This window comes from Azospirillum melinis (assembly GCF_013340935.1).
Taxonomy (GTDB): Bacteria; Pseudomonadota; Alphaproteobacteria; order Azospirillales; family Azospirillaceae; genus Azospirillum; species Azospirillum melinis.
Window position 1 is genome coordinate 12,549 of record NZ_WHOS01000052.1, and the last position, 23,325, is coordinate 35,873.

Genomic DNA, 23,325 nt, shown 5'->3' on the forward strand with positions numbered 1-23,325 from the left:
CGATCATCGTCACTCTTCGCGAAAGCCCCAGCATGCGTCTCCGTCCCCTGATCCTCCTCGCCCTGATCCTCGCCGCCGGCCCGGCCGCGGCGGCGCCGCTCGACCTCAATCTCGGTGCGCTCGGGTCGCTGGCGGACGGGGGAAGCCTGTCTGGGCGGATCGTCCAGGGCATCGTGCTGCTGACGGTGCTGAGCGTCGCGCCCGGCCTGCTGATCATGGTCACCTGCTTCACCCGCATCATCGTCGTGCTGTCGCTGCTGCGCTCCGCCCTCGGGTTGCAGCAGTCGCCGCCGAACATGGTGCTGGTCAGCCTCGCCATGTTCCTGACCTTCCACATCATGGGTCCGGTGATCGACAGCGCCTGGCAGGACGGGCTGCGCCCGCTGCTGAACGAGCAGGTGACCCAGGAGCAGGGGCTGGAGCGGATGATCGAGCCGTTCCGCGGCTTCATGGCCTCGCATGTCCGGGAACGCGATCTGGCCGCTTTCGCCGCCTTCACCGCAAAGCCGAAGCCGGCGGGCGAGAGCACGGAGCCGGCACGGGACGAGCGCCCGGTGACGGCGGAAAGCGTCGATCTGCGGCTCCTGATGCCGGCCTTCCTGCTGTCGGAGCTGCGCCGCGCCTTCGAGATCGGCTTCCTGCTGTTCCTGCCCTTCCTGGTAATCGACATGGTGGTGGCGGCGATCCTGATGGCGATGGGCATGATGATGCTGCCGCCGGTAATGATCGCGCTGCCCTTCAAGATCATCTTCTTCGTGCTGACCGACGGCTGGTTCCTGATCGCCGGCAGCCTGATCCGCTCCTATGGGGTGTGAGGCGATGAACGACGCTTCTCCGGACCCCGCCGCCATATCCGGTGCCAGCTTGGCCGACAGCCTGCTGGCGCTGGCCCGCCGCCGCGGGGTGGCGGTGCCGGAGGACGGTTCGGTCGCCGGGCTGCTCGCCGTCCTCGACCCCAACCCGATGATCCCGCATCCGCTGCTGCTGGTGGCCGGGGCGGTGATGGCGGTGGCTTTCCGCCATGACCGCGCGCTGGCCCTGCCGCCGGCCGACGCGTCCGATACCGCCCCGTCTTCCGCCCCCTCCGCCGATTGCTCATTCTGAGGTGCCGTCATGGGAACGCCGATCAAGATCCGTGAGAACTACAAGAGCCTGACCGGCGTGGAGAAGAGTGCGGTCATCTTCCTGGCGCTGGGCGAGGAACGCGGTTCCCGGCTGATGGAGCGGCTGGACGAGGACGAGATCCGCCTCGTCAGCCGGGCGATGGCCACGCTGGGCAACGTCACCTCCAATCTGGTGGAGACGCTGATGCGCATCTTCACCGAACGCTTCGCCAATGCCGGCTCGGTCGTCGGGTCCTACGACAGCACGGAGCGGATGCTGAACCGCTTCCTGCCGGCCGACCGCGTGACGGAGATCATGGGCGAGATCCGCGGTCCGGCCGGCCGCACCATGTGGGAGAAGATGTCCAACGTGAACGAGGGGGTGCTCGCCAGCTATCTGGCCGGCGAATATCCCCAGACGGCGGCGGTCATCCTGTCCAAGATGCGCGCCGACCACGCCGCCAAGGTGCTGGTCCTGCTGCCGCCGGCCGCGCGCACCGAGGTGATCGAGCGCATGATCCAGATCGAATCGGTGCAGCGCGAGGTGCTGCTGGACATCGAATCGATCCTGCACAACGAGTTCATGGCCAATTACGCCCGCACCCACGGCAACGATTCGCTGGAGCGGATGGCCGACATCTTCAACCGCATCGACCGCGAGACGCTGACGGAGATCTTCGACGATCTGGAAATCGTGATGCCGGAGCCGACCCAGCGCATCAAGCAGCTGATGTTCACCTTCGAGGATCTGATGCGGCTCGACCGCGTCTCGTTGCAGGCGGTGATCCGCCGCTGCGACACCGGCCAGCTCGCCATCGCGCTGAAGGGGGCGCCGACGGCCCAGCGCGACCATTTCCTGTCGGTCCTGTCGGAACGCGCCCGCCTGATCCTGCTGGACGAGATCGAGAATATGGGCCCTTTGCGCATGCGCGACGTCAACGACGCCCAGGCGGAGATCGTGCGCGTCGCCAAGGCGATGGCGGAGGACGGCACCATCATCATCCCGCAATCCGACGACGCCGACGCCGTCGTCTATTGAGCGGAGCGCCGCGGAATGGGGACCATCCGGATGGAGGCCGATTGAATGGCGGGGCGCGACCTCGTTCCCCGGCATGTGCCGCCGCCGAGCCTGCTGGCGGCGCATTTCGCCTCGCCACCGCCATCGCTGCTGTCACCCTCCGCCCATGCCGACGCTCTGGCCGACGGCGACGAGGCGCCGGCGCTGGTGCGCCGTCTGCTCGACTTGTTGGATTCGCTGTCGCCCGCCGATGCCGTGCTGGCGCGCGGCTGCCTGCCGCGCTGCGATTCGACCTTCGGCGCAGCGCTCGCCCTCTTCCTGGCGGCGACCGTCGGCGGCTGCCGCGGCTGGGTCGGAGCTGACGCGGCGGCACGGCTGGCGGATCTGGACGGCGGATTGCTGATCGACGAGTGCGACCGGGCGCTGGCGTCGCGCTTCCAGCCGGTGGATGGGCGGCTGTGGCGGCTGTCGCGCGTGCCCCTGCTCGACAGCGACGACGGGCTGCTCTGTGCCGTCGGCATCGAAGACGGGCTGTCCGACCGCGTCACCCTGGTGCTTCAGGCCCGGCCGCAGCGGCTTGGCCCGGTGCAGCTGATGGCGACGCTGGCCGGCAGGCGGCTGGACGTGACCCTGCGTCTGGCGATGGGCTTGCCGTCCGCCGCCCTGGCCGACCTGCATGAAACCTTTAGCACCGCCCTGGCCGACTGCCGGATCGACGGGGCATTGACCGTCGGCCCGCTGGCTGACGCCTGGCTCGGGCTGGACCAGCCTCTGTCGTCCGATCTGGCGCTGTGACCGGGGCGTTCCGCTCCTTCGGCCATCCCCGGATCATCGCTCAGATCATCGCCAGCGGCTGCTTGCGTTTCGGCGGCGGGAAGGCCTTGTCGATCTCCGCGATGTCCTCGCCGGTCAAAGCCAGCTTGACCGCCTCGGCATTCTCGAGGGCATGTGCCGTCGTGCCGGCCTTGGGGATCGCGATCACCCCCTGCTGCCGCAGCACCCATGCGATCGCGACCTGGGCCGGTGTCACGCCGTGGCGCTTCGCCACCGCCAGCAAGGCGGGAGAGCGCAGCAGGCGGCCGCCCTGGCCGATGGGGGAATAGGCCATCACCGGCATCCGCGCGGTGTGCTGGAACGGCAGCAGGTCGTATTCGATGCCGCGGTGTTCGGGGTTGTAGAGCACCTGATTGACGGCGCAGCCGTGCAGGTCGGTGGCCTCTGCCAGCTCCTCCAGATCGTCGACGTCGAAGTTGGAGACGCCCCAGCGGGCGATCTTGCCGGCCTGGATCAGCGATTGGAACGCCTCCACCGTCTCCTCCAGCGGCACGCCGCCGCGCCAGTGCAGCAGGTAGAGGTCGATGCGGTCGATCCCCAGCCGCTTCAGGCTGCGCTCGCAGGCCTTGACCGTGCCGATGCGCGAGGCATTGCTGGGCAGGACCTTGGTGACGATGAACAGCCCGTCGCGCCGGCCGGCGATGGCCTCGCCCACCAGTTCCTCCGACGCGCCGTCGCCATACATCTCGGCGGTGTCGATCAGGGTCAGGCCGCGGTCGATGCCGGTCCGCAGCGCAGCGATCTCGGCGGCGCGGTCGCCGCGGCCCTCCGCCATCATCCAGGTGCCCTGGCCGAGAGCCGGGACCTCGGTGCCGTCCGGCAGGGTCACGCGCTTCATCTCCCTCTCTCCCGTCTCAATCGCCGAAAGACAACAAGCTGGTCCCGCGGGGCCAGCTTGTCGATGGATCTTCGGAGGGCTTTCCGGGGGATGGGACGGTGTCAGGCCGCCTTCTTCGGCGCCCCGGCATGGCCGCCTTCAAGAAAGTTCAGCAACTCCTCGCGGTAGTCGTAATAGCGCGGGTGCTCCAGCAGGGCCTGGCGGGTGCGGGGATGGGGGATGTCGACGCTCAGGATGTGGCCGATCCTGGCGTTCGGACCGTTGGTCATCATCACCACCCGGTCGGCCAGCAGCAGCGCCTCGTCCACGTCGTGGGTGACGCAGACCGCGGTGACCTTGGTGCGCGCCCACACCTCCATCAGCACCTCCTGCAACTCCCAGCGGGTCAGGCTGTCGAGCATGCCGAACGGCTCGTCGAGCAGCAGCAGCTTGGGCGACAGGGCGAAGGCGCGGGCGATGCCGACACGCTGCTTCATGCCGTTGGACAGTTCCGACGCCTTCTTATCCATGCTGTCGCCAAGGCCGACGCGGGCGAGGTAATAGCGGGAGATGTCGGCGCGCTCGCCCTTGCCCGCATGGGGGAAGACGCGGTCGACGCCGAGCATGACGTTTTCGTAAGCCGTCAGCCAGGGGAACAGGCTGGGGGCCTGGAACACCACGGCGCGGTCGGGACCGGCGCCGTCGACCTCCTTGCCGTCCAGCACGATGCCGCCGCTGGTGACGTCGGCGAGGCCGGCGACCATCGACAGCACGGTGGACTTGCCGCAGCCGGAATGGCCGATCAGCGAGACGAACTCGCCCTTGCGCATCTTCAGGTCGAAGCCGTCCACCACGGTCAGCGGACCCTTCGGCGTGGCGAAGGTCTTGGTCAGGCGGGTGAATTCGAGATAGCGGTCCTCCATCCCGCGCCCGCCCATCGCCTCGATGTAGGCCTTGGGCGGGGGCGAGGCGGTGACCGGCTTCACGTCGGGCAGGACCAGACCGTCATCGCCGCCCGTGCCGCGGGCGACGCCGACCTCCATCAGGTACGCGGTGACCTCGGCGCGCAGGCGCTTGAAATCCTCGTCATGATTGACGGCGGTGCGGTCGCGCGGGCGCGGCAGGTCGACGGTGAAGGCCGGACCCAGCGTGGCGTTCGGGCCGGGGGTCAGGGGCACGATGCGGTCGGCCAGCAGGATCGCCTCGTCCACATCGTTGGTGATGAGGATGACGGTCTTGCGGTCCTTGCGCCAGATCGCCTCGATCTCGTCCTGGAGCTTGGCGCGGGTCAGGGCGTCGAGCGCCGACAGCGGCTCGTCCAGCAGCAGCATCTCCGGGCTCATGGCGAGCGCGCGGGCGAAGCCGACGCGCTGGCGCATGCCGCCCGACAGCTCCTTCGGCCGGCGGTCGGTGGCGTGGCCCAAGCCCACCGTCTCCACCGCCCGGCGGGTCAGCACGCCGCGTTCGGCGCCGCCCTTGTCCTTGTGGACGGCGTCGACCGCCAGCGCGACGTTCTCCTTCACGCTGAGCCAGGGCATCAGCGAATAGGACTGGAAGACCAGCCCGCGTTCCGGGCCGGGGCCGGTCACCGGCTTGCCGCGGTAGAGCACCTCGCCGGTATCGGGCATCGCCAAGCCGGCGATCATGTTGATCAGCGTCGACTTGCCGGAGCCGGAGAAGCCGACGATGGCGACGAACTCGCCCTCTTCGATCGACAGGTCGATGTCGCGCAGCACGGTGGTGCCGCCGTAGGACTTCGACACACCCTTCAGGTCCAGGATCGCCATGGCCGGTCTCCTCAGCGGGCGGGGCTGTGGCTGACGGCGGACTGGAGCGCCAGCATCACGCGGTCGAGCAGGAAGCCGATCAGGCCGATGGTGAAGACCGCGACCATGATCCTGGCGAGCGAACTGGCGGAGCCGTTCTGGAACTCGTCCCAGACGAACTTGCCGAGGCCGGGGTTCTGCGCCAGCATCTCCGCGGCGATCAGCACCATCCAGCCCACGCCCAGCGACAGGCGCAGGCCGGTGAAGATGAAGGGCAGGGCCGACGGCAGCACGAGGCGGCGGACCATGGTGAAGCTGGAGAGCTGAAGCACCTTGCCGACATTCATCAGGTCGCGGTCAATGGAGGAGACGCCGACCGCCGTGTTGATCAGGGTCGGCCACAGCGAGCACAGCGTGACGGTGATGGCGGAGGTCAGGAAGGACTTCTCGAACAGCGGGTCGCTGCCCGACACGGTGGCGCTGACCACCATGGTGACCAGCGGCAGCCAGGCCAGCGGCGACACCGGCTTGAAGATCTGGATCAGCGGGTTGATCGCGGCGTTGACGGTCGGCGACAGGCCGCTCGCCACCCCCAGCGGCACCGCCACCAGGGCGCCGAGCAGGAAGCCGGTGAAGACCGTCTTCAGGCTGGTGACGATCTGGTCGAGATAGGTCGGCTTGCCGGCGTAGGGGCGGGTCTTGACCTCCGCCTTCGGATCCTTCGCCAGGATCTCGGCGTTGCGCTTGGCCTGCCGGTCGTAGAAGGCGGCCTCCTTGGCGCGTTCGGCCTTGTGGTCGGCGTAGAGGTTGGTCGCCTGCTCCCACACCTGGGCCGGGCCGGGGATGGCGCCGAGGCTGGTCTGCACCTGCGGGGCGGCCCAGCCCCAGGCGGCTAGGAACAGCAGGATGGCGGTCAGCGGGATGCCCATCTGGCGCCACAGCTCGATGCCCTGCTGGCGCGGGTTCTCGCCGGCGGCGAGCCGCAGCAGCGGCGCCAGCCAGCCGAGGCCGACGGTGGTCAGGACGGAGGCGATGCGGTTGAGGGCATGGGCGCGGCGGGCCTTGCGCTGGGCGCGGGCAAGGTCGGCGGAGGTGTCGGTCAGGCTGGTCATGGCGGGGTTTCCCTGGCTGTCGGTGGTGGGGGAACGTGGAGGCGCTTACCCGCCCACCACCTGACCGCCCTCGATCTTCTGGTCGCCCTTCAGGCCGATGGGCTGCTTGGCGAGGTAGTCGTTCGGCTTGTGGCCGTCATAGGGGATGCCGTCGATGAAGCCGTTGTCGACCGGCTTGTAGCCGTCGCTCTTCCAGGGGAAGTCGGCTTCCTTGGATTTGCCCTCCTCGACCAGCAGCTTGGCGGCCTGGAGATAGATGTCCGGCTTGTAGACGCTGCGGGCGGTCTCGTCGTACCAGGCGTCCGGCTTGGCCTCGGCGATCTGGCCCCAGCGGCGCATCTGGGTCAGGTACCAGACGGCGTCGGAATAGAAGGGGTAGGTCGCGTTGTAGCGGAAGAAGACGTTGAAGTCGGGAACGTCGCGCTTGTCGCCCTTCTCATACTCGAAGGTGCCGGTCATCGAGTTGGCGATGACCTTGGCGTCGGCGCCGACATATTCGGACTTGGCGAGGATCTTCACCGCTTCGGCGCGGTTGGCGTTGTTGTTCTCGTCCAGCCACTGGGCGGCGCGGATCAGCGCCTTGACGACGGCCAGATGGGTCTTGGGATTTTTCTTCGCCCAGTCGTCGGTGACGCCGAAGACCTTCTCGGGGTTGTTCTTCCAGATCTCGGTGTCGGTGATGACCGGCACGCCGATGCCCTTGACCACCGCCTGCTGGTTCCACGGCTCGCCGACGCTGTAGCCGTAGATGGTGCCGGCCTCCAGCGTCGCCGGCATCTGCGGCGGCGGGGTGACCGACAGCAGCGCGTCGGCGCCGATCTGGCCCGACACGTCGGTCGGGCTGTAGAAGCCGGGGTTGATCCCGCCCGACGCCAGCCAGTAGCGCAGCTCGTAATTGTGGGTCGAGACCGGGAAGACCATGCCCATGTTGAAGGGCTTTCCCTCGGCCTTGTACTGGGCGATCACCGGCTTCAGCGCGTCGGCCTTGATCGGGTGTGCCGGCTTGCCGTCGGGGCCGTTGGGCACGTTGGCCTTCATCTTCCGCCAGACGTCGTTCGACAGCGTGATGCCGTTGCCGTTCAGATCCATCGAGAAGGCGGTGACGATGTGCGCCTTGGTGCCGAAGCCGATGGTGGCGCCCAGCGGCTGGCCGGCCAGCATGTGGGCGCCGTCCAGCTCGCCGGAGATCACGCGGTCGAGCAGGACCTTCCAGTTCGCCTGCGGCTCCAGCGTGACGGACAGGCCCTCATCCTCGAAGAAGCCCTTCTCGACGGCGATGGCGAGCGGCGCCATGTCGGTCAGCTTGATGAAGCCGAGCTTCAGCTGTTCCTTTTCGACGTCGAGCGGGGCGGCATGGGCAGAGACGCCTGCCGTCAGGGCGACGGCCGCAATGGCCAATGGGGCAGCGGATGCGAGAAGGTGGCGGAAGGTGCAGGAGGCGGTGCGGGAGATTTGGGCCACGTCGGTTGCTCCATCTCTGAAATCCGGACCAGCGGTCGGGCGTGCGACACCGGTGACGATTTTCTGGGCAGGTCCCGGACTGGCTGTTTTTCGGGCAGATGGCGGTAGAGGTGCCTTGGCCGTCGAAAGCGTCCAGCGGGATCGACCGGAAAAGCCTTATGGAAAGGCTTGTCGATACCGGGGTCGGCAACACTGCCGGGGGCTGGCCCATCATTGGACGCTTGGGATGCACGCACCGTCGTTGGCGCGTCTCTGGTCCCCCTCTTCGCAAGCCTCATGCCAAAGGATGGCTTTTGCTGAAAAAACGGCCGGAGCGGTTGACTCCGTTGGCTATGACCCGGCGGAAGGTATGAACCGCCTCATGAGGGTATCGGGCCGAATGCTGATTTTTGCGGCGCACCCAAGTCTGGCTGTCCATGCTTTGTGCAATACCTAAGCATGATCCAAAAATAGGCACCTAGGTATCGGGTGCGATGATGGTCGGGAGTCCGCGGAATCCCTGGAGTTTTGCCGGATACACCCGTCGATGCGGTGACTGGCACGCGGATTGCGAAGGAGATGGCGAGACAACAGCGGGCGCCAGCAACGTCGCCAGTGCCCGCCACCGCCAAAGCCCACGCGACGACGCGCGGATTTGGCTCTGGTTCGACGACGAACCGCCCGGACAACGGCGTCCGAACAGGTTTGCGACCGCTTTCGCGATTCACTCGCGGGGCAGGGACGCAGGCCAGTTCGGACGCCTTTCTTTTTGGCCCCGTGCCTGACTTTGCAGCAGGCCGGACACGATAGACGAGGCAGACGCGCCATGGACATGCATCTCTCATCGAACAACGGGCCCGCCGTCGAATCTAACGAAGCAGAACTGCACAGCGCCGTCCCGGTCAGGGAACGGCTGGTGGTTGTCGGCAACGGCATGGCCGGCATGAAGACGGTGGAGGAACTGCTGGCCAAGGCGCCCGGCCGCTTCGACATCACCGTCTTCGGGGCCGAGCCGCATCCCAACTACAACCGCATCATGCTGTCGCCGGTGCTGGCGGGCGAGAAGACCTTCGACCAGATCGTGCTGAACAGCCGCGAGTGGTACGACGCCAACGGCATCGCGCTGCTGACCGGAGAGGCGGTGGAGAGCATCGACCGCGCCGGCAAGATGGTGGTCTCGCAGTCCGGCCGCGTCGTTCCCTATGACCGGCTGCTGATCGCCACCGGCTCCATGCCCTTCATCATCCCGGTGCCGGGATCGACCCTGCCGGGCGTCATCGGCTTCCGCGATCTGGCCGACGTCGACGCCATGCTGGCGGCGGCGGCCAAGGGCGGGCGGGCCGTGGTGATCGGCGGCGGCCTGCTGGGGCTGGAGGCCGCCAACGGGCTGCGGGTCAAGGGCATGGAGGTCACCGTCGTCCACCTGATGCCGACGCTGATGGAGCGCCAGCTCGACCCGTCGGCCGGCATGCTGCTGCAACGCGAACTGGAACGCCGCGGCATCGAGGTGCTGACCGGTGCCGATACCGCCGAGATCGTCGGAAACAATCGGGAGGGCGGCGAGTGGGTCAGCGCGGTTCGGCTGCGGGACGGGCGCGAACTGCCGGCCGACATCGTCGTCATGGCGGTGGGCATCCGTCCCAACATGGCGCTGGGCAAGGCGGCCGGGGTGGAGTGCGGGCGTGGCATCCGTGTCGATGACCGGATGCGCACCAGCGACCCGTCGATCTACGCGGTCGGCGAATGCGTCGAGCATCGCGGCGTCACCTGGGGCCTCGTCGCCCCGCTGTTCGAGATGGCGAAGGTGCTGGCCCACGACCTCGCGGGTGGGGAGGGTGCCGCCTACACCGGCTCCGTCACCTCGACCAAGCTGAAGGTCACTGGCGTCGATGTCTTCTCCGCCGGCGATTTCTCGGGCGGGGCGGGGACCGAGGACATCGTGTTCCGCGATGCCGCCCGCGGCGTCTACAAGCGGCTGGTGCTGAAGGACGGCAAGCTGCTGGGCGCGGTGCTGTATGGCGACACCAAGGACGGCGCCTGGTACTTCTCGCTGCTGAAAGACGGCGCCGACGTGTCGGCCGAGCGCGACACCATGATCTTCGGCCAGGGTTTCGGCAGCGCCGATGCCGGCGATCCGAACGCCGCCATCGCGGCACTGCCCGACTCTGCCGAGATCTGCGGCTGCAACGGCGTCTGCAAGGGCACCATCGTCAAGGCGATCACCGAAAAGGGCCTGACCAGCCTGGACGAGGTGAAGGCGCACACCAAGGCGTCGGCCTCCTGCGGTGGCTGCTCCGGCACGGTGGAACGGCTGCTGGCGGTGACGCTGGGCGACGGCTTCACCGCGGCGCCCAAGGTCAAGCCGATGTGCAAATGCACCCGCCACACCCATGATCAGGTGCGGGCGGCCATTGTCGACCGCGGGCTGAAGACCATGGCCGAGGTCTTCCAGGCGATGGAATGGACGACGCCCGACGGCTGCGCGTCCTGCCGGCCGGCGTTGAACTATTACCTGCTGTGCGCCTGGCCGGGCGAGTACCGGGACGACTACCAGTCGCGCTACATCAACGAGCGCGCCCACGCCAACATCCAGAAGGACGGCACCTATTCTGTCGTGCCGCGCATGTGGGGCGGGCTGACCAATGCCGCCGAGCTGCGCGCCATCGCCGACGTGGTCGACAAGTTCGCCATCCCGACCGTGAAGGTCACCGGCGGCCAGCGCATCGACCTGTTCGGCGTGAAGAAGGAGGACCTGCCGGCGGTCTGGGCCGACCTCAACGCCGCCGGGATGGTGTCCGGCCATGCCTATGCCAAGGGGCTGCGCACGGTGAAGACCTGTGTCGGGTCGGAATGGTGCCGCTTCGGCACGCAGGATTCGACCGGGCTGGGCGTGAAGCTGGAGCGGATGACCTGGGGCACCTGGACCCCGCACAAGGTCAAGCTGGCGGTGTCCGGCTGCCCGCGAAACTGCGCCGAGGCGACGATCAAGGATCTGGGCGTCGTCTGCATCGACAGCGGATACGAGCTGCATGTCGGCGGCAACGGCGGCCTGCATGTCCGCGCCTGCGACCTGCTGGTCCGCGTGGGCACGGAGGAGGAGGTTCTGGAATACACCGGCGCCTTCATGCAGCTCTACCGCGAGGAGGCCCGCTATCTGGAGCGCACAGCACCCTGGGTGGAGCGGGTCGGCCTCGACCACATCAAGGCGGCGCTGGTCGAGGATCCGGAGCGGCGCCGGGATCTCAACGCGCGCTTCCTGTTCTCGCAGACCTTCTCGCAGGACGACCCGTGGGCGGAGCGTGCCGCCAAGGGCGTCGACCGTCACGAATTCAATCTGCTCGCCGAAGTGGGGTAACCGATCATGGACAGCATCATCATGGACACCGCCGCTTCGGAAACCGTCTGGACCCAGGTCGGCAGCATCGACGACATCCCCGTGCTGGGCTCGCGCGTCGTCCGCACCCCCGGCGGCGACATCGCCCTGTTCCGCACGGCGGCCGACGAGGTCTTCGCCCTGGAGGATGCCTGCCCGCACAAGCAGGGGCCGCTGTCCCAGGGCATCGTCCACGGTCGCCGCGTCACCTGCCCGCTGCACAGCTGGGTGATCGAGCTGGCGACCGGCGAGGCCGTCGCCCCCGATGAGGGCCGCACCGGCCATGTTCCGGTGCGGGTGGAGGGACGGAGCGTCTCCCTCGCGCTGGCCGAGGCCAAGCTGTCGCGCGGCGGCTGCCGCAAGGCCTGCGGCCATGTTTGACGGGGCGGAGTCGTCCTCCGGGCCGAAACAGGAGGTGAAGACCACCTGTCCCTATTGCGGGGTCGGGTGCGGGGTGATCGCGCGCGTTTCGGCCGATGGCGCCGTGACCGTGCGCGGCGATGCCGACCACCCGGCGAACCGGGGACGGCTCTGCTCCAAGGGATCGGCGCTGGCCGACACGCTGGTGCCGGACGGGCGGCTGCTCCATCCGGAAATCGGTGACCGGCGCGTGTCCTGGGACGTGGCGCTGGACGAGGTGGCCCGGCGCTTCTCCGACACCATCGCCAGGCACGGGCCGGACTCCGTGGCCTTCTACGTCTCCGGCCAGCTGCTGACCGAGGATTACTACGTCGCCAACAAGCTGATGAAGGGCTTCATCGGCTCGGCGAACATCGACACCAACTCGCGGCTGTGCATGGCCTCGTCGGTGGTCGGGCACAAGCGCGGGCTTGGCGCCGATGCTGTGCCGGGGAGCTACGAGGATTTCGAGTGCGCCGATCTGGTGGTGCTGGTGGGGTCGAACCTCGCCTGGTGCCACCCGGTTTTGCACCAGCGGCTGCTGGCGGCGCGGGCCGGGCGCGGCACGCGGATCGTCGTGGTCGATCCGCGGCGCACCGATTGCGTCGATGCCGCCGACCGCCATCTGGCGCTGAAGGCCGGCACCGACGCACTGCTGTTCAACGGGCTTCTGGCCTATCTGGACGGCAACGGCCATCGCGACGCTGGCTTCGTCGCCGCCCATGCAGCGGGGGTGGAGGAGGCGCTGGCCGCCGCCCGCGCCGATGCGTCGGACATCGCGACGGTGGCCCGCCGCTGTGGGTTGGCCGAGGCGGAGGTCGCCGCCTTCTATGCGCAGTTCGCCGCGACAGACCGGGTGGTGACGGTCTATTCCCAGGGGGTCAACCAGTCCTCCCAGGGCAGCGACACCGTCAACGCCATCCTGAACGTCCACTTCCTGACCGGTCGCATCGGCCAGCCGGGTTGCGGCCCCTTCTCCGTCACCGGGCAGCCGAACGCCATGGGTGGGCGCGAGGTCGGTGGGCTGGCGAACCAGCTGGCCGCCCATATGGGCTTTACCGAAACGGAGGTGGACCGGGTCGGCCGCTTCTGGAACGCGCCGCGCGTGGCGGCCAAGCCGGGGCTGAAGGCGGTCGATCTGTTCCGCGCCATCGAGGCCGGCACGGTCAAGGCGGTGTGGATCATGGCGACCAACCCCGCCGTCAGCATGCCCGATGCCGGCCGGGTCTGCCGGGCGCTGGAGCGCTGCGAGACGGTGGTGGTCTCCGACTGCATCCGCGACACCGACACCGGCCGCTTCGCCCATATCCGCCTGCCGGCCAGGGGGTGGAGCGAGAAGGACGGCACCGTCACCAACTCCGACCGCACCGTCTCGCGCCAGCGCGCCTTCAAGGCGGAGGCGGGGGAGGCGCGGGCCGACTGGTGGATCGTCACCCAGGTCGCCCGCCGGATGGGTTTCGCCGAGGCCTTCCCGTATGAAAGCGCCGCCGCTGTGTTCCGCGAGCATGCGGCGCTGTCGGCATTCGAGAATGGCGGGACACGGGCCTTCGACATCGGGGCGCTGGGCGGGCTGGACGATGCCGGCTATGACGCGCTCGCGCCCTTCCCCTGGCCCTGGCGGGCGGGGGGCGAACCGCAGAAGCGGCTGTTCGGCGACGGGCGGTTCTTCACCGCGGACGGGCGCGCCCGGATGCTGCCGGTCACGGCGAAGCCGCTGCCGCGCAGCGTGCCGGACGGTGCCCTGCTGCTGAACACGGGCCGGCTGCGCGACCAGTGGCACACCATGACCCGCACCGGACTGTCGGCGCGGCTGTCGGCCCACGCGCCGGAACCGCGGCTGGACGTCAATCCGGCCGACGCGCTGGTGCGGGGGCTGGTGGATGGCGGGCTGGCCCGCATCGCCACGGTGGTTGGGGAGGGGGCGGGTGAAGCGTTGGCCCGCGTCCGCGTCACCGATGCCCAGGGCGAAGGCACCATCTTCCTGCCGATGCATTGGACCGACCGCTTCACCGGCGGCTGCGTCATCGGCCGGCTGATCGACGACGGGGCGGTGGACCCCTTCTCCGGCCAGCCCGACCTGAAGCGGATGCCGGCGACGGTGGAGCCCTGGCGGCCGCACTGGACCGCCTTCCTGCTGACCCGTCAGCCGGTGGGCCCTGTCCATGGCGGCTATTGGGCCCGCCGCGCAGTGGCGGGCGGGCATCTGGTGGAGATGGCGGGGATGGGGGCGATTCCGGCGGTGGAGTCCTGGCTGCCCGGTCTCGATCCGGCCGAGGCGGCGGTGGAGTTCCGCGACCATGCGCGCGGCGGCCTGCGGATGGCCTGGATGGATGGGGACCGTCTGGAGGCCTGCCTGTTCGTCGCCGCCGACGGGCGTCTGCCGCCCCGCGGCTGGCTCGCCGGGCTGCTGGAGACGGACAGTCTGGAGGACGGCGCGCGGGCCGGTCTGCTCGCCGGCCGGGCGCCGGGGGTGCCGGCGGATGAGGGGCGGATCGTCTGCGCCTGCTTCAGCGTCGGGATCAACCGGCTGGCGGGCGCCATCCGCGACCGCCGGCTGACCAGCGTGGCGGAGATCGGCGCGGCGTTGAAGGCCGGCACGAATTGTGGTTCCTGCGTGCCCGAACTCAAGGAGGTGCTTCGTCATGCCCACCAGCGCGAAGTGGCTTGATGGTCTGACGGCGCTGGCGCGCCTCGCGGTCCTGCGGTTCACGGGTGCCGGCGGCGGCGCCCCCACCCTGACCCTCCCCCGCTGGGCGGGGGAGGGGACAAGTGCTTGTCCGAGAAAGCTGCGGCAGTCCCTCCCCCGCCCAGCGGGGGAGGATAGGTGGGGGCAAGTGACGCTGGTCGGCGCCGGTCCCGGCGACCCCGACCTGCTCACCGTCGCGGCGGTCAAGGCGCTGGCGGCGGCCGAGGTCGTGCTCTACGACGCGCTGGTCGGCGACGGCATCCTCGACCTCTCCCACCCGAAGGCCGAGCGCATCTGCGTCGGCAAGCGCTCCGGCCGGCATTCGCTGCCGCAAGGGGAGATCAACGCGCTGATCGCCTTCCATGCCCGGCGCGGCAAGCGGGTGGTGCGGCTGAAGGGCGGCGACCCGATGGTGTTCGGCCGGGCCGGCGAGGAGATCGAGCATCTCGACAGTCTCGGCATTCCGGTTCGCGTCATCCCCGGCATCACCGCGGCGCTCGGCTGTGCCGCCTCCACCGGGCTGTCGCTGACGAAGCGCGGGGTGTCGCGCGCCGTCACCTTCGTCACCGCCCATGGCCGCGACGGCGAGCGGTTCGAACCGGACTGGGCGCGGCTGGCCGATCCGCAGGGCACGCTGGCGATCTATATGGGGCGCGAGCAGGCGCGCGCGGTCGGCCAGGGGCTGACCGGGGCCGGGCTGCCGGCCGCGACCCCGGTGCTGGCGGTGGAGAATGGCTGCCGGCCCGACGAGCGCCGCTATTGGACGACGCTCGGCCGGATGGCGGAGCAGGGTGTGGCCGCCGGCAAGGGGCCGACCCTGCTGCTGGTAGGCGAGGCGCTACGCCCGCGCCAAGCCATCAATAAAATGGTGGGGACGGCGGACCCCATTGACCTCCGCGCGCTTGGCGACCTCGCTCAGGGGTTCGATCACGACTGACATGGTGAAGACGGTGGCGTGCAGCAGGTTCGTCCCGTCCACCATCAGCCCGACATGGCCGGGGAAGAAGACGATGTCGCCGCGCCGATACTCGACGCCGTTGCCGTCCTCCGAGAGCCACGCTCCCAGCCGCCCGTCCTTGCGCTGCATGCCGCTGCTGTGGTGGGAGACTGTCCCGGCCGCCGCCATGGCGGTCAGCACCAGCCCGGAACAGTCGATGCCGAAGCTGCTGCGCCCGCCCCAGACATAGGGCGTCTCCAGAAAGCGCAGGGCGGTGGCGATGTGGTCAGTCGCAGGCGCCGCGTCCACCGGCTCCAGCCAGCCCGCGAACAGCCACAGCCCGTCGTCGGTGCCGACCCAGCCGTTTTCGGCCCGGCCGTCCAGCGTCACCAGCGACCCGAAGCTGAGCGTCGCCACCGGCGGCGCCCGGTGCGTCGGGCCGGGGTGCAGGTCGGCGCGCAGGGCCCGCACGCGGTGGGTGGGGGCCGCCGGCTCCCGATGCGCGGTGCCGGGGGGCAGCCAGCCGACATGGCCGTCGAAGGCGTTCTCCGCCCGCAGCCAGCCGCCACGCTCCTCCAGAATGCGGAAGCGCTCGCCGCGGATCATCTCGCTGGTCTGGGGAACGCCGTCGCGCGGCTCCTCCAGCAGGACGGCGTGCGGGGCGGTCAGTTGGCGCAGGGTCATGGTGGCGGGCCGCATTTGGGGAAACCGGCTGCGACCTTAGCGCCGCCGCCGCGGTGGTGCGAGGGATAAAGCACATCCGTCATTTCGCCGGGCTTTCCGTCATTCCGCCGGAAAACTCAAGCGCAACCGGCGCATTGCCCGGTTCTGCCCGGCTGCATCCGCCGACATGTTTCGTGTGCGGGCCAAACCATCGGCATGGCTCGCCAACACGGAACACGGCTGAACAGAGGAGCGGGAAAGATGGCAACGATGAAGGTTCTGGTTCTGGGTGCGGGCAAGATCGGCTCGATGATCGGCACGCTGCTGTCCGAGACCGGCGATTTCGCCGTCACCATCGGCGACCGGGACGAGGCGCTGCTCTACCGCGCCGAACATGCCGGGCTGCGGGTGATGCGCGTCGATGTCGAGGATCGGGAGTCGCTGCGCGCCGCCATGGAAGGCCAGCAGGCGGTCTTAAGCGCCTGCCCCTTCACCCTGACCCCGGCCATCGCCACCGCCGCCGTCGCGGCCGGCGCCCATTACCTGGATCTGACCGAGGATGTCGCCGCCACCCGCAAGGTGAAGATGCTGGCGGAGACCGCCGGCACGGCGCTGATCCCGCAATGCGGTCTGGCGCCGGGCTTCATCTCCATCGTCGGCCATGACCTTGCCCGCCGCTTCGACGAGCTGCACAATTTGCATCTCCGGGTCGGCGCCCTGCCGCAATACCCGACCAACGCCCTGAAATACAATCTGACCTGGAGCACCGACGGGCTGATCAACGAATACTGCAACCCGTGCGAGGCCATCGTCGACGGCCGCCCGCATGAGGTGATGCCGCTGGAGGGTGACGAGCGCTTCGCGCTGGACGGCGTCGATTACGAGGCCTTCAACACCTCGGGCGGGCTGGGCTCGCTGTGCGAGACGCTGGCCGGCAAGGTGCGGAACCTCGACTACAAGACGGTCCGCTACCCCGGCCACCGCGACATCGTCCGCCTGCTGATCCGCGACCTGCGGCTGGGCGAGCGGCGCCACCTGCTGAAGGACGTGCTGGAGACCGCGGTGCCGCTGACCCTGCAGGACGTGGTTCTGGTGCTGGCGACCGCCACCGGCATGCAGGACGGCGAGCTGCGGCAGGAGACCTTCGCCACCAAGATCTACAGCAAGCCCATCGCCGGCCGGACCTGGAGCGCCATCCAGGTCACCACCGCCGCCGGCATCTGCGCCGTGCTGGACCTGCTGCGCGAGGGTTCCATCCCGCAGGCCGGCTTCATCCGGCAGGAACAGGTGCCGCTGGATGCCTTCCTGAACAACCGCTTCGGGCGGCATTACAAGGGGTGAGGGGCGTCATCGGCCGCCTTCCCGAGCCTGCTTTCAGGCCGCCCGCATCTCCCCGACCAGCCCGTCGACCTGACCGGCCAGCGTCCGCAGCTGCTCCTGCACGGTGGAGGAGGCCGACAGCACGCGGTTGGCCGACTCTCCCGACTCCCGCGCCGCATCGGCGACGCTGTCGATGTTGCCGCGGACATGCTGGGTACTGTCCGCCGCCTCGCCGACGTTGCGGGCGATCTCGCGGGTGGCGGCACTCTGCTGCTCCACCGCGGCGGCGATGGTGGCGGCGATCTCGTTCACTTCGCGGATGGTGCCGGCGATGGAGCGGATGGCGTCCACCGCCTCCTGCGTCACCGACTGCATGGCGGCGATCTGGGCGGAGATGTCCTCCGTCGCCTTCGCCGTCTGGGTGGCGAGTCCCTTCACCTCGCTCGCCACGACGGCGAAGCCCTTGCCGGCCTCGCCGGCGCGCGCCGCCTCGATGGTGGCGTTGAGTGCCAGCAGATTGGTCTGGCCGGCGATGGACTGGATCAGCCCGACCACCTCGCCGATGCGGCCGGCGGTCTGGGCCAGCCCCTCCACCGTGCGGTCGGTGCGCTCCGCCTCGTCGGCGGCCTTGCGGGCGATCTGGCTGGAGGCGTGGACCTGGGTGCCGATCTCCTGGATCGAGGCCGACAGCTCCTCCGTCGCGGCGGCGACCGCCTTGACGTTGCCTTCGGCCTGCTGGGAGCTGCCGGCGGCGGTCGTCGCCTCTCCGGCGGTCAGGTCGGCGCTGCGGGACATGCGTTCGGCCATGCTCTGCATCTCGCCGGCCGCCTGGGAAACGCGGTCCAGCACGCCGCGCACGCTGCTTTCGAAATTCTCGGCCATCTCGACCATGGCGCGGCGGCGTTCGCCGGCGGCACGGCCGCGTTCGGCCTCGGCCCGCGCGTTGGCGGCCTTCGCTTCGTTGGCGGTGTCGCGGAAGACCATCAGGGCGCGGGTCATGTCGCCGATCTCGTCCCCACCGGCGGCCGGGATCGCCGCGTCGAGCCTGCCGGCGGCAATCGCCCGCATGGCGTCGGACAACTGGCTGAGGCGTGCGACGATGTGGCGGCCCACCACCAGCCAGGCCAGGGCGGCGGCGACGATCAGGCTGCCGACCGCGAACAGGATCAGCATCTTGCGGCCGGCGGCGATGGTGTCGTCGGTGCCGGCGACGGCGGCCTTGGCCTCCTGCCGCATCGCGGCGATCTTGCGGTCCACCGTGGCGGCGAAGCGCTGGGCCAGCTGCCGGTTCTCGGCGAGCATTCGCTCGGTTTCCGCCATCGCCGCCAGCTCGCCGCGGCGCAGCGCGATCACCCCCTCCTCGCCGCGGCCGAAGCCGATCAGCGCCTTCACCAGCGCGGCCAGCACCTCGGTGCCGGCGGCATTGTCGCCCGCCTGGGCGCGCAGCGTGCCGATGCGCTCGAACAGGGAGGAGGAGGCGGACGAGAAGCGCTTTTCCAAGAGATCGAGCCGGGCGGCGTCGGGAGCCTGCGACGCCTCGTTCAGGGCGCCGGTCAGGGCGGTGCCGTAGGTCGACAGCTCCAGGTTGGTGCGGAACTGCTCCAGCCCGCGGCCGAGCAGATCCTGCACCGCCTCCTGCACCTGGGACCGGATGTCGAAGTTGGCGCGCTTGATGTCGCTCTGCACCTTGCGCAGCGGCGCGTTCAGCAGGGTGAGCAGCTGCGCGGCCTGCGTCCGGGCGGAGCCCAGCCGTTCGGCCAGCCGCCGGTCCACCGACCCGCTGCTGTTCTCGGTGCCGTCCAGCGCGGCGCGGCGCAGGTCGAAGACATTGTCCTTGCCGTAGCCGAACAGGAACAGCGCGTCGATTTTGGCGGAGGCGTCGGCCGGCAGCCGGTCGCCCAGCGTGCCGAGCGTGGCCGTCACCTGCGACGAGGCTTCCAGATAGGCCTGCTGCTGCTCGCCGATGGCCTTGGCATCGAGCGCCGTGCCGGACCGGTTCATGGCGTCGAGCGCCCCGGCGATGCCGCCGCGCAGGTCGTAGAGCGCGATCATCGAGCGCACGGCATCCGACAGCGCTCCCATCTCGCGGTCGGTGCCGCCGTCGAGCGCCATGCCCTTTTCCTGCAACGCCTGGCCCGACCCGTCGACCAGCGGCGCCAGGGTCTTCAGGAAGCCGTCATAGGTCTGGGCCAGCCGGGTGGAGGCCGCCTCGCGCCGGTCATGCAGGGACAGGCGCCGCGCCACCCCGTCGTTGAGGCGGTCCAGCGTGCCGATCAGGGCATTGCCGGTTTCGCGCACCTCGGTCAGCAGCGGGTCCTGCGGCCGGCGGCCGGCCAGCTCGTCCACCAGGGAGAGGAAGCCGCGGGCACGCTCCTGCGCCTCCGTCCGGAGACGTTCCCGCTCCTCCTGGCTGGCGGCGCCGTCCAGCATCGGGGCGGCCGAGGCGATGGCGCCGCTTTCGCCGGCCAGCCGGGTCGCCAGCTCCATCTCCGGCAGGCTGGTGTCGGCGATCTGCGCCATCGGCCGCTCGACGGCGGAGAAGGACATCAGCCCGACGCCGCTGGCCGCCACCGTCATCGCCGCCATGCCGGCGAAGGCCAGCATCAGCTTCGCCCGCACGCCCAGCTGCAGGCCGGGGCGGCGTCCGCCGCCTGTACCGGACAGGTCGGGACCGGGCTGCGGGGCGGTGGTTTCGGCGATGGTCATGGCGTCGGTGTCCCTTGAAGGCGGGTGTGGTCGCTGGTCGATCTGCACGAAACGAGGCCGGCACGAACGAGGCCGGCACGAACTCTGGCCGGGCGCCGGCAGCCGCCCCTGAGGGTTGCGCGTCCGCATTGTGCGCAATCATGGCAATGCAAGCGCTGCGAGGTGCTTGCGACCATCGGCCACACCGGTCCTTGCATGCTTTTCGACAGCCCGAGCGGCCGTCAACTTCTTTTTCCGTGACCGAAAAAAGATAGCACCGCCCTTCCGCTATACGGAAGAGGTAGACAAAATGGGTGGGGAAATTTCGCTCGCTTGAAATTGTGTCGCCCGCTGCCGGTGGGGTCCGGGCTCCGGTGCCGCAGGGCAGGCCGCGCCTGCCTCATAATGGCCAAGCCCAAGCCCCGGCCTGGGTCTATGCGCAAGGATCATGGCCATAGCGGGCAGCACCAAAGCTATCCGGGCTATCGACCGACCCTATCCCTGTGCTTACCCCCACCGGTGAAAAAGCGATCACTTGGATAGCGGTGCGGCCATACCGATGCCGAGTGGAAGCACCGGGGTGGCGTGGCTAGCTTCAGACCAGCAAGTTTCCCCGAGGGAATTCGAGAATGCCGCAGGATGCCAGCCCGCCTTACGCCAATTCTTCCCGTGAGGGCTTCCAGGCCGCCGGGGCCGCCGGGGCCGCCGGGGGCCTCGGACGTCCGCCCGCCGGCGGCGCCGACGACGAGACGGTCGCCGGCATCCGCTCCGTCCTGGCGGAGTGCGGCGGGCTGGCGGTCGATGCCGGAACGCTCGCCATCGACGATGACCTCTATGCCGCCGGCCTGACCTCGCACGGCTGCGTCGGCCTGATGCTGGGGCTGGAGGAGCAGTTCGACGTCGAGTTTCCGGAAAAGCTGCTGAACCGCCGCACCTTCGAGAGCATCGCCGCCATCCGCGACGCGGTGCGCGGCCTGATCGACGGGGGCGAGGCGTGAACGCGGCCCTGGCCGGCTTGGCCGAGCTGACTCCAGCCTTGGCCCAAGCCCCAGCCCCAGGCCAAGCCCCAGCCCAAACCAATGTCGTGGCCCGCGCGCGCAGCATCGGCGCCGAAATCGCCGCGCGCCATGCCGCAGACGTCGACCGCGACGGCCGGTTCCCCAGCGAGGCCTTCGACACCCTGCGCGCGGAAAAGCTGCTGGGCGTCATGATCCCGGTGGAACTCGGCGGCGGCGGTGCGTCGCTGTTCGACGTGGCGGCGGCCTGCCATGCTTTGGCCCGCGGCTGTGCCGCCACCGGCATGATCTATGCCATGCACCAGATCCAGATCGCCTGTCTGGTCAATCATGGCGACAACGGCTGGCACCGCGGCCTGATGGAGCGCATCGCCGCCGGCCAGCTCCTTCTCGGTTCCGCCACGACGGAGGCCGAGACCGGCGGCGACATCCGCAACAGCGTCTGTGCCGTCAAGTCAACTCCGGGGGCCGAGGGTGACCGCTTCACCCTGGCGAAGAACGCGTCCGTCATCTCCTACGGCGACCAGTCGGACGTGATCCTGGTCACCGCCCGGCGCAACCCCGACGCCCCGTCGTCGGATCAGGTGCTGGTGGTGGTGACCAAGGACGACTACCGGCTGGAGAAGACCAGCCGCTGGGACGCGATGGGCATGCGCGGCACCTGCTCCGACGGCTACCGGCTGGAGGCGGCGGGCGTCATCGACCAGATCCTGCCGCTGTCCTACGCCGACCTGTCGGCCCGGACCATGCTGCCGGTCACCCACATCCTGTGGAGCAGCACCTGGCTCGGCATCGCCGCCGACGCCGTCAGCCGCGCCCGCGCCTATGTCCGCTCGGAGGCCAAGCGCAAGCCCGGCACCACCCCGGCGTCGGCCGTGCGGCTGGCCGAGGCGACCGCCAAGCTCCAGCAGATGAAGGCCGTCATCCTGGCCGCCATCCGCCAGTACGAGCTGGCCTGCGGCTCGCCCGAGCGGCTGACCAGCCTGTCCTTCGCCACCGCCATGGGCACGCTGAAGGTGACCACGTCGGAGCTGGTGCGCGAGGTGGTTGAGGCGGCGATCCGCACCTGCGGGCTGGCCGGCTACCGCAACGACACCCCCTACAGCCTGGGCCGCCACCTGCGCGACGCCCATTCCGCCGCCCTCATGATCGGCAACGACCGCATCATGTCGCACATCTCCACTCAGCTTCTCGTCCAGCGCGACGGGTCGGGGGCCTTCGAATGAACATGGTCGACATCACGGCCGCCCAGGCCGCCTATCGCGACGAGCTGGTGGAGGCGGGCCTGCTGATCCCCACCGGGGTGGACGGCCTCTATGGCCGCAGCGGCGTCTTCGAGGATGTGGTGGAGCGCTTCGACGCGCTGGTCACCCGCTGGGGCGGCCAGGACGGGGCGGAGGTGATGCGCTTCCCGCCGGCGCTGAACCGCCAGTATTTCGAGGAAAGCGAGTATCTCAAGAGCTTCCCCCATCTGGCCGGCACCATCCACAGCTTCGGCGGCGACGAGAAGGCGCACCGCAGCCTGCTGCGCCGGCTGGAGGAGGGCCAGGACTGGACCGAGGATCAGGTCGCGACCGACGTGGTGATGACGCCGGCCGCCTGCTACCCGGTCTATCCGACCATTGCGCGGCGCGGCCCGCTGCCCGGCGAGGGCAAGCTGATCGACGTCTTCTCCTACTGCTTCCGCCATGAGCCCTCCATCGACCCCGCCCGCATGCAGCTGTTCCGCATGCGCGAATACATCCGCATCGGCACGCCCGATCAGGTCGTGGAGTTCCGCGAGCTGTGGCTGGAGCGCGGGCGCGAGATGATGGGCTCGCTGGAGGTGCCGCTCGACGTCGATGTCGCCAACGACCCCTTCTTCGGCCGGGCCGGCGCCATGCTGTCGAACAGCCAGCGCGAGCAGAAGCTGAAGTTCGAGCTGCTGATCCCGATCACCAGCCGGGAGAAGCCGACCGCCTGCCTCAGCTTCAACTATCACCAGGACCATTTCGGCCATCTGTGGGACATCCACACCGCCGATGACGGCGTCGCCCACACCGCCTGCGTCGGCTTCGGCATGGAGCGCGTGGCGCTGGCTCTGTTCCGCCACCATGGCTTCGACACGGCGCAATGGCCGGCGTCGGTGCGCAAGGTCCTGTGGGGGTGACCGGCGC

General features: G+C 69.4%; 18 protein-coding genes. 12 read left to right on the plus strand and 6 right to left on the minus strand.

Annotated elements, in window-relative coordinates:
- Positions 1 to 32: 32 nt before the first annotated feature.
- Genes fliP through GBZ48_RS27555 form a run of 4 tightly spaced genes read left to right on the plus strand, consistent with a single transcriptional unit; the run spans position 33 to position 2,916 of the window.
- Positions 33 to 815 (plus strand): flagellar type III secretion system pore protein FliP, encoded by a 783-nt coding sequence (fliP, locus tag GBZ48_RS27540; protein ID WP_174473952.1) that lies wholly within the window; start codon positions 33 to 35, stop codon positions 813 to 815.
- Positions 816 to 819: 4 nt separating this feature from the next.
- The gene (locus GBZ48_RS27545) at positions 820 to 1,104 is read left to right on the plus strand and encodes a hypothetical protein (RefSeq protein WP_246307501.1); all 285 of its coding nucleotides are present in this window, start codon (positions 820 to 822) and stop codon (positions 1,102 to 1,104) included.
- A gap of 9 nt (positions 1,105 to 1,113) precedes the next feature.
- The gene (locus tag GBZ48_RS27550) at positions 1,114 to 2,142 is read left to right on the plus strand and encodes a flagellar motor switch protein FliG (RefSeq protein ID WP_174473954.1); all 1,029 of its coding nucleotides are present in this window, start codon (positions 1,114 to 1,116) and stop codon (positions 2,140 to 2,142) included.
- A 45-nt stretch (positions 2,143 to 2,187) separates the two neighbouring features.
- A complete protein-coding gene (locus GBZ48_RS27555) occupies positions 2,188 to 2,916 on the plus strand; it encodes a hypothetical protein (RefSeq protein WP_174473955.1) in 729 nt (242 codons plus the stop codon).
- A 40-nt stretch (positions 2,917 to 2,956) separates the two neighbouring features.
- Here the strand turns inward: GBZ48_RS27555 and GBZ48_RS27560 are convergent, their stop codons facing one another.
- The 4 genes from GBZ48_RS27560 to GBZ48_RS27575 all read right to left on the minus strand — a co-directional run bounded on the left by GBZ48_RS27560 (position 2,957) and on the right by GBZ48_RS27575 (position 8,111).
- A complete protein-coding gene (locus GBZ48_RS27560) occupies positions 2,957 to 3,793 on the minus strand; it encodes an aldo/keto reductase (RefSeq protein WP_174473956.1) in 837 nt (278 codons plus the stop codon).
- Positions 3,794 to 3,894: 101 nt separating this feature from the next.
- Positions 3,895 to 5,559, minus strand: a complete 1,665-nt coding sequence (locus GBZ48_RS27565) for an ABC transporter ATP-binding protein (RefSeq protein WP_174473957.1) — start codon at positions 5,557 to 5,559, stop codon at positions 3,895 to 3,897.
- 11 nt (positions 5,560 to 5,570) lie between these two features.
- Positions 5,571 to 6,650, minus strand: a complete 1,080-nt coding sequence (locus tag GBZ48_RS27570) for an ABC transporter permease (RefSeq protein ID WP_174473958.1) — start codon at positions 6,648 to 6,650, stop codon at positions 5,571 to 5,573.
- 45 nt (positions 6,651 to 6,695) lie between these two features.
- The gene (locus GBZ48_RS27575) at positions 6,696 to 8,111 is read right to left on the minus strand and encodes a CmpA/NrtA family ABC transporter substrate-binding protein (RefSeq protein ID WP_343049698.1); all 1,416 of its coding nucleotides are present in this window, start codon (positions 8,109 to 8,111) and stop codon (positions 6,696 to 6,698) included.
- Positions 8,112 to 8,922: 811 nt separating this feature from the next.
- Between GBZ48_RS27575 and nirB the strand changes: the two genes are divergently transcribed.
- The 4 genes from nirB to cobA all read left to right on the plus strand — a co-directional run bounded on the left by nirB (position 8,923) and on the right by cobA (position 15,485).
- Complete coding sequence (gene nirB, locus GBZ48_RS27580) at positions 8,923 to 11,445, plus strand: nitrite reductase large subunit NirB (RefSeq protein ID WP_209798518.1); 2,523 nt, start codon at positions 8,923 to 8,925, stop codon at positions 11,443 to 11,445.
- A 6-nt stretch (positions 11,446 to 11,451) separates the two neighbouring features.
- Entirely contained in the window at positions 11,452 to 11,844 is a 393-nt protein-coding gene (gene nirD / locus GBZ48_RS27585) for a nitrite reductase small subunit NirD (protein WP_174473960.1), read from the plus strand.
- A complete protein-coding gene (locus tag GBZ48_RS27590; protein WP_174473961.1) occupies positions 11,837 to 14,530 on the plus strand; it encodes a nitrate reductase in 2,694 nt (897 codons plus the stop codon). Before nirD ends, GBZ48_RS27590 begins: the two co-directional genes overlap by 8 nt.
- Positions 14,531 to 14,696: 166 nt before the next feature.
- Positions 14,697 to 15,485, plus strand: coding sequence for a uroporphyrinogen-III C-methyltransferase (gene cobA / locus GBZ48_RS27595; protein ID WP_174473962.1), 789 nt, complete (start codon positions 14,697 to 14,699; stop codon positions 15,483 to 15,485).
- Here cobA and GBZ48_RS27600 read toward each other — a convergent pair.
- Positions 15,387 to 16,184: a C40 family peptidase gene (locus GBZ48_RS27600; protein ID WP_246307502.1), complete on the minus strand. Its 798-nt coding sequence runs from the start codon at positions 16,182 to 16,184 to the stop codon at positions 15,387 to 15,389. The genes cobA and GBZ48_RS27600 overlap by 99 nt on opposite strands.
- Before the next feature lie 225 nt (positions 16,185 to 16,409).
- On the opposite strand from GBZ48_RS27600, the gene GBZ48_RS27605 reads away from it, so the two are divergent.
- Positions 16,410 to 17,489, plus strand: a complete 1,080-nt coding sequence (locus GBZ48_RS27605; protein ID WP_209798516.1) for a saccharopine dehydrogenase family protein — start codon at positions 16,410 to 16,412, stop codon at positions 17,487 to 17,489.
- 33 nt (positions 17,490 to 17,522) lie between these two features.
- Here GBZ48_RS27605 and GBZ48_RS27610 read toward each other — a convergent pair whose 3' ends face one another.
- Positions 17,523 to 20,174, minus strand: coding sequence for a methyl-accepting chemotaxis protein (locus GBZ48_RS27610; RefSeq protein ID WP_174473963.1), 2,652 nt, complete (start codon positions 20,172 to 20,174; stop codon positions 17,523 to 17,525).
- 608 nt (positions 20,175 to 20,782) lie between these two features.
- Between GBZ48_RS27610 and GBZ48_RS36810 the strand changes: the two genes are divergently transcribed.
- Genes GBZ48_RS36810 through GBZ48_RS27625 form a run of 3 tightly spaced genes read left to right on the plus strand, consistent with a single transcriptional unit; the run spans position 20,783 to position 23,318 of the window.
- Positions 20,783 to 21,151 carry an acyl carrier protein gene (locus GBZ48_RS36810; RefSeq protein WP_281362502.1) on the plus strand — a complete coding sequence of 123 codons (369 nt, stop codon included), beginning with the start codon at positions 20,783 to 20,785 and terminating at the stop codon, positions 21,149 to 21,151.
- Positions 21,148 to 22,395, plus strand: a complete 1,248-nt coding sequence (locus GBZ48_RS27620) for an acyl-CoA dehydrogenase family protein (protein WP_425486016.1) — start codon at positions 21,148 to 21,150, stop codon at positions 22,393 to 22,395. The genes GBZ48_RS36810 and GBZ48_RS27620 overlap by 4 nt, the downstream gene beginning before the upstream one ends.
- Positions 22,392 to 23,318 (plus strand): amino acid--[acyl-carrier-protein] ligase, encoded by a 927-nt coding sequence (locus GBZ48_RS27625; RefSeq protein WP_174473964.1) that lies wholly within the window; start codon positions 22,392 to 22,394, stop codon positions 23,316 to 23,318. Before GBZ48_RS27620 ends, GBZ48_RS27625 begins: the two co-directional genes overlap by 4 nt.
- Positions 23,319 to 23,325 lie beyond the last annotated feature (7 nt).

Excerpts from the sequence above, each read along its gene's own strand:
- GBZ48_RS27560 (WP_174473956.1), bottom strand. The coding sequence starts at position 3,793 with ATGAAGCGCGTGACCCTGCCGGACGGCACCGAGGTCCCGGCTCTCGGC.
- GBZ48_RS27610 (WP_174473963.1), bottom strand. The coding sequence starts at position 20,174 with ATGACCATCGCCGAAACCACCGCCCCGCAGCCCGGTCCCGACCTGTCC.
- GBZ48_RS27545 (WP_246307501.1), top strand. The coding sequence starts at position 820 with ATGAACGACGCTTCTCCGGACCCCGCCGCCATATCCGGTGCCAGCTTG.
- fliP (WP_174473952.1), top strand. The coding sequence starts at position 33 with ATGCGTCTCCGTCCCCTGATCCTCCTCGCCCTGATCCTCGCCGCCGGC.
- nirB (WP_209798518.1), top strand. The coding sequence starts at position 8,923 with ATGCATCTCTCATCGAACAACGGGCCCGCCGTCGAATCTAACGAAGCA.
- GBZ48_RS36810 (WP_281362502.1), top strand. The coding sequence starts at position 20,783 with ATGCCGCAGGATGCCAGCCCGCCTTACGCCAATTCTTCCCGTGAGGGC.
- GBZ48_RS27625 (WP_174473964.1), top strand. The coding sequence starts at position 22,392 with ATGAACATGGTCGACATCACGGCCGCCCAGGCCGCCTATCGCGACGAG.
- GBZ48_RS27590 (WP_174473961.1), top strand. The coding sequence starts at position 11,837 with ATGTTTGACGGGGCGGAGTCGTCCTCCGGGCCGAAACAGGAGGTGAAG.
- GBZ48_RS27550 (WP_174473954.1), top strand. The coding sequence starts at position 1,114 with ATGGGAACGCCGATCAAGATCCGTGAGAACTACAAGAGCCTGACCGGC.
- GBZ48_RS27605 (WP_209798516.1), top strand. The coding sequence starts at position 16,410 with ATGGCAACGATGAAGGTTCTGGTTCTGGGTGCGGGCAAGATCGGCTCG.
- GBZ48_RS27565 (WP_174473957.1), bottom strand. The coding sequence starts at position 5,559 with ATGGCGATCCTGGACCTGAAGGGTGTGTCGAAGTCCTACGGCGGCACC.
- GBZ48_RS27600 (WP_246307502.1), bottom strand. The coding sequence starts at position 16,184 with ATGCGGCCCGCCACCATGACCCTGCGCCAACTGACCGCCCCGCACGCC.
- nirD (WP_174473960.1), top strand. The coding sequence starts at position 11,452 with ATGGACAGCATCATCATGGACACCGCCGCTTCGGAAACCGTCTGGACC.
- GBZ48_RS27570 (WP_174473958.1), bottom strand. The coding sequence starts at position 6,650 with ATGACCAGCCTGACCGACACCTCCGCCGACCTTGCCCGCGCCCAGCGC.
- GBZ48_RS27555 (WP_174473955.1), top strand. The coding sequence starts at position 2,188 with ATGGCGGGGCGCGACCTCGTTCCCCGGCATGTGCCGCCGCCGAGCCTG.